Annotated in this window: 5 protein-coding genes and 1 pseudogene; 1 reads left to right on the plus strand and 5 read right to left on the minus strand. The window is 61.6% G+C overall.

Features of this window, described 5'->3' with window-relative positions; genetic code table 11:
* Positions 1 to 106: 106 nt before the first annotated feature.
* Complete coding sequence (locus ACESNG_RS10970) at positions 107 to 229, minus strand: hypothetical protein (protein WP_373068966.1); 123 nt, start codon at positions 227 to 229, stop codon at positions 107 to 109.
* A 41-nt stretch (positions 230 to 270) separates the two neighbouring features.
* Here ACESNG_RS10970 and ACESNG_RS10975 point away from each other — a divergent pair, with 41 nt between their 5' ends.
* A complete protein-coding gene (locus ACESNG_RS10975; RefSeq protein WP_373068968.1) occupies positions 271 to 555 on the plus strand; it encodes a hypothetical protein in 285 nt (94 codons plus the stop codon).
* Between the two features lie 158 nt (positions 556 to 713).
* Here ACESNG_RS10975 and ACESNG_RS10980 read toward each other — a convergent pair whose 3' ends face one another.
* The 4 genes and pseudogenes from ACESNG_RS10980 to ACESNG_RS10995 form a co-directional block, all read right to left on the minus strand.
* On the minus strand, positions 714 to 1,451 hold the full coding sequence (locus ACESNG_RS10980; protein ID WP_373068970.1) for a S1 RNA-binding domain-containing protein: 738 nt from the start codon (positions 1,449 to 1,451) through the stop codon (positions 714 to 716).
* Between the two features lie 521 nt (positions 1,452 to 1,972).
* The gene (locus ACESNG_RS10985) at positions 1,973 to 2,110 is read right to left on the minus strand and encodes a hypothetical protein (protein ID WP_373068972.1); all 138 of its coding nucleotides are present in this window, start codon (positions 2,108 to 2,110) and stop codon (positions 1,973 to 1,975) included.
* Positions 2,111 to 2,304: 194 nt separating this feature from the next.
* Positions 2,305 to 2,994 carry a hypothetical protein gene (locus ACESNG_RS10990; protein WP_373068974.1) on the minus strand — a complete coding sequence of 230 codons (690 nt, stop codon included), beginning with the start codon at positions 2,992 to 2,994 and terminating at the stop codon, positions 2,305 to 2,307.
* Between the two features lie 326 nt (positions 2,995 to 3,320).
* A pseudogene (locus ACESNG_RS10995) lies at positions 3,321 to 3,467 on the minus strand (transposase); the annotation flags it as partial.
* Positions 3,468 to 3,696: the final 229 nt, after the last annotated feature.

Consider the following 3,696-nt stretch of genomic DNA (forward strand, 5'->3'; position numbering starts at 1 on the left):
ACGCGCAGCTCGACGAGCGTGTCCATCAGCGCACCCTTGTACGCATCGTCCCGCCGCATGGCAGCAACGCAGTCCCAAAAAGTCTGAGACTCGACCACAGAAAAGCTCAACCGCCCACCCCGGGATCAGACTGTGTCATGCAGCGCGAAGGTAGCCGGTCGCCGAGCACCGGAGCGCCAACCGGCTGCTTCAGGCGCGCAACAATCATCATCACCAGATAGAACGACATCACCGGCTCCCTCCTTCAGTAACTCTCACGAAGGAGCAGCCGTGGACGAATACCGCCTCGACCTGTCATCGCCCCCCAACTGGTTTCCGCTCGAGCAGCTGAGCCGACTCTGCCACGAACGAGCGGGCGTGCCGAGTCTCGCTCCGGGCGACTACATGTACGCCGGTCGTCTCGTTGCCGTCGATTCACCCAGCATCCACCTCTATAAGGTTCATCGCACCAGGAGGTATCTCTGCCTCGATGTTGGCGGCCACTCCTACAGGGTGAGGGCCACCGCCCTGACGTTGACGGCCGAGATCGAGAGGTCGCCATTTCGCCACCTGTAGAGGGTCTGAAAGCAGCTGCGGCCCAGAGCGTTCGTTATGCGCGTCCACACACTCCCCCCAGGGACGTGACGGACCGCGCACAACGCGCGTGGACCGACGGCAGATCGTTCGATCGATCCGTTGTCACCAAGCTGAGTCTCGGAGCCGGGCGGTCCCGGTCAGCCGCCGGAATGTGCGCTGTCGATGAGCCGCAGATTCAGCCGTTGCGCTTCGTAGTCCACGGCGATGATCTCGCAAATGACGTCAGCGCCCGGTTCGATCACCTCACGGGCATCGATCACACCTTCACCGAACTGGCTCACATGGAGCAGCCCGTCGCACTCGCCGATGTCAACGAACGCCCCGAACATCACAACGTTCTCGACGACCCCGCTGACGACGTCACCGATTTCGAGTCCGTCTGGCAAAGGACGTTTCCGGACACTTGCCCCCTTCCTCCCCAACCGGCTTCGCACCCCGTCAGCGACCATCTGTGGCGTCCGCTCGAAGTGAAACGTTTTGTATCGCACCGCCGCCTGTAGGTCCGGGGTGACCAGAACGGAGAACCTCTCCCACGAAAAGCGATGCATTCCCAACGGTGTGCTTGCAACCTTGCCTCGGTCGGCTGCGAGGCGCAGCACGAGACGGATGTTCTCGATCGCCTCGGCTGCCGTGCAACCGTGGAACGCAGTGAAGACCCGCTGCACATCCGTCGCCACCCACACGCTTCGTGACTCGAAGGTGGCCGCATCGAACTCGACTGGGTCACCTGGGTCATCCTCGATGTACTCGATGTACTCGTCGACGATGAGCTTTGGGCGCCTACGCGACCGAAACGACTCGGGTCCTCGTGGTTGCCCGACAGGTGCAAGGCGCACGTGTCCGTCCAGACCACATCCGGCGTCGTCGGCACGCATGGGCCTGTCGCACTCTTTGCCTGTCACCTCGCGGCAACGCAGCCTCGGTGCGGTCCCAGTGAACACCTCCTGGAACACACTGCGATCCTCCTCGCCGTCGTCTGATCCGGTCGATGACACACGGCCAAAGTACCAGTTGGTCTGACCACAGTCGGGCGTCTCCAACGTCCACCCAATGGTTTCGTGACAGTCGGGCCGGCCCCGTTCCACTGCATGTGGATCACGCCGCACCGTGACCGTCGAGGACCGTCAGGGCGTGACGCTCTCGACATCAGACTCAAGAGAATTCGCCGACTTGAGACAAGGTCAAGTGACCCCTCCAGGCTGATTGCGCTCAGCGCCGACCCCCACACCTTGCAAGGCATGACAGTACTGAGCAAGTACAGCAGCCACGATCTGGCTGACCGAATCACCACTCTGATGAGCTGCTGATCACGCTCAGGTGAATCTCCCCAGAGTTGCTCGGCGGGTTCCAGCAGTCGTCGCTCCATCTGGGGTGGGTAGTGCGGCAGTCAGCTTCTTCAGTGCTGCGCCACGACCGACAGCGCCACACGATAATCGGTTGGCGACGTCCGTCCTTGACAGGGCGTCAGGCACCACACCGTGTGGCTCAAGCCGTTCGCTCCTACGTTGAACACGTTGTCGTCGTCGATCATCATGCCGGGGTCGGAGTCGCCTGCCCACAACTGGGGAGAAAGGGGGTGGACCCCGAATGAATTCAAGGAACAAGGCTTCGCTCAGCGACAGCGACAGCGACAGCGGCGAGGTTGCAGTTCCAAACCAGCCCGTCGAGGAAACAGCGTCAGCAAAGGGCCACCCTGGCGAGATTGGGAGGCCCGGCTTTCAGTCATCGTCAGCTTGACCGTTCGGCCGCTGGAAGTTCGTCGGGTTTCGCCCTCAGAGCGTCTCGCAGCTGAATCGTGGACCCAAGCGCCGCACCCGCAGATAAAATGAGAAGGAATACGAGAAGGATGGGGTACCCGACTGTCCAGATGTTCTTCCATGGAAAATCGTCGACGGGTGCTCCGAACACCCATGCGAGTTGCTGCGTGCAAGGGGTGCGGTCTCCAGGCCGTAGCAGCGTCATGGGTTCGCATTGGCTGGTCATACTGGGCAGGGAGATGATTTCCGACGACAGTGGGCGCAGACGTTCGATAGTTCCATCCGAGCGTTGAATTACGAGCCACTCCTTCGTCACGGTCACTTCGTCCTGTTGCCGGATCACCCTGGTAATCGGTTCGGATCGGGACGCACCTAACACCGTCTCGCCATTGTCGGCTGCGCTCGGAAGCAGCAAGCCCATACCGATCGCGAAAGCGGTGGCGAAAATCCCCAACCAGACAGCTCCTCCGACGTCTCGGAGTCGTGGCCGATCATTCAACCATGACTCTGGGGTTGATTCACCACGTCTCTCCCTGGCTTTGATCCACCTGTGGGTAGCAAACGTAGCGATGATCAGCGCAATCGGAATGCCGCCGAGGAGGTCGGTGACTTCGAACGTCGCTTCGGTTCCGGCGGACCCGATGATGAGTGATGTTGGCATTATGCCCCTGCTGCTTGGGTCGATCATCCGTAGCGGTCCCAGCAGGCGGACATGGTCTGTGCTGACGCCGTCACGCCGCCCCCAGATTCGTTTGCTCGGCTCACGGTCAGTAGCTCGTCATCCTCGTTGAAGTTCTCATGGAGGCCTCTAGGCGCGAACTTGCGTTGGGTCGGCTGCCGCCGAGCGGTACGGGTCATCTTGTTCGCGTCGGGTGACAGTGCGTCATGTGCTTCGAAGAAGTGCGAGTACTGCGAAAGCCAACGCTTGGGAAGCGTCCGGTGCGGACCGTGGTTCGGAAGCTTCGGCGCTCTTGTGGCGACTGCCTGGCGGTCGGTGCGCACCAGCTCGGCGAGCATCTTCGCGTTGCCCGGATCCGACTTCGCCCCCGACAGCGTGCGCCGATCCCGATACCGCGATGCCGCCCTCGGGGTGATCGCATACACCACGTAGCCCGTCTCGACGAGCGCCTGGACTGCGCTGGCCCCCAAGCACTGACCCGAGTCGTATGGAACCTGTCACGACCGACGGGTTCGGAGCGCTCGCCACAGTCGTCGGCAATTTTCACAAATGACTTTCCACGTCGGTGCGCCAAGCGAGAGTGGGTGTTTGCAGTCGTCGAGCAGGTTTAGGGTCTGTGTGCTCTGTGACTCCATGCGGGCTAAGCGGGCCTCGATGGGGCCAAGCGTCTCATTCAGCAGACGA

Source organism: Gemmatimonas sp., assembly GCF_041689975.1.
Taxonomy (GTDB): Bacteria; Gemmatimonadota; Gemmatimonadetes; order Gemmatimonadales; family Gemmatimonadaceae; genus Gemmatimonas.

Bases quoted from the DNA above. Each gene is read 5' to 3' on its own strand.
- ACESNG_RS10970 (WP_373068966.1), bottom strand. From the start codon at position 229: ATGTCGTTCTATCTGGTGATGATGATTGTTGCGCGCCTGAAGCAGCCG.
- ACESNG_RS10980 (WP_373068970.1), bottom strand. From the start codon at position 1,451: ATGCGTGCCGACGACGCCGGATGTGGTCTGGACGGACACGTGCGCCTT.
- ACESNG_RS10985 (WP_373068972.1), bottom strand. From the start codon at position 2,110: ATGATGATCGACGACGACAACGTGTTCAACGTAGGAGCGAACGGCTTG.
- ACESNG_RS10990 (WP_373068974.1), bottom strand. From the start codon at position 2,994: ATGCCAACATCACTCATCATCGGGTCCGCCGGAACCGAAGCGACGTTC.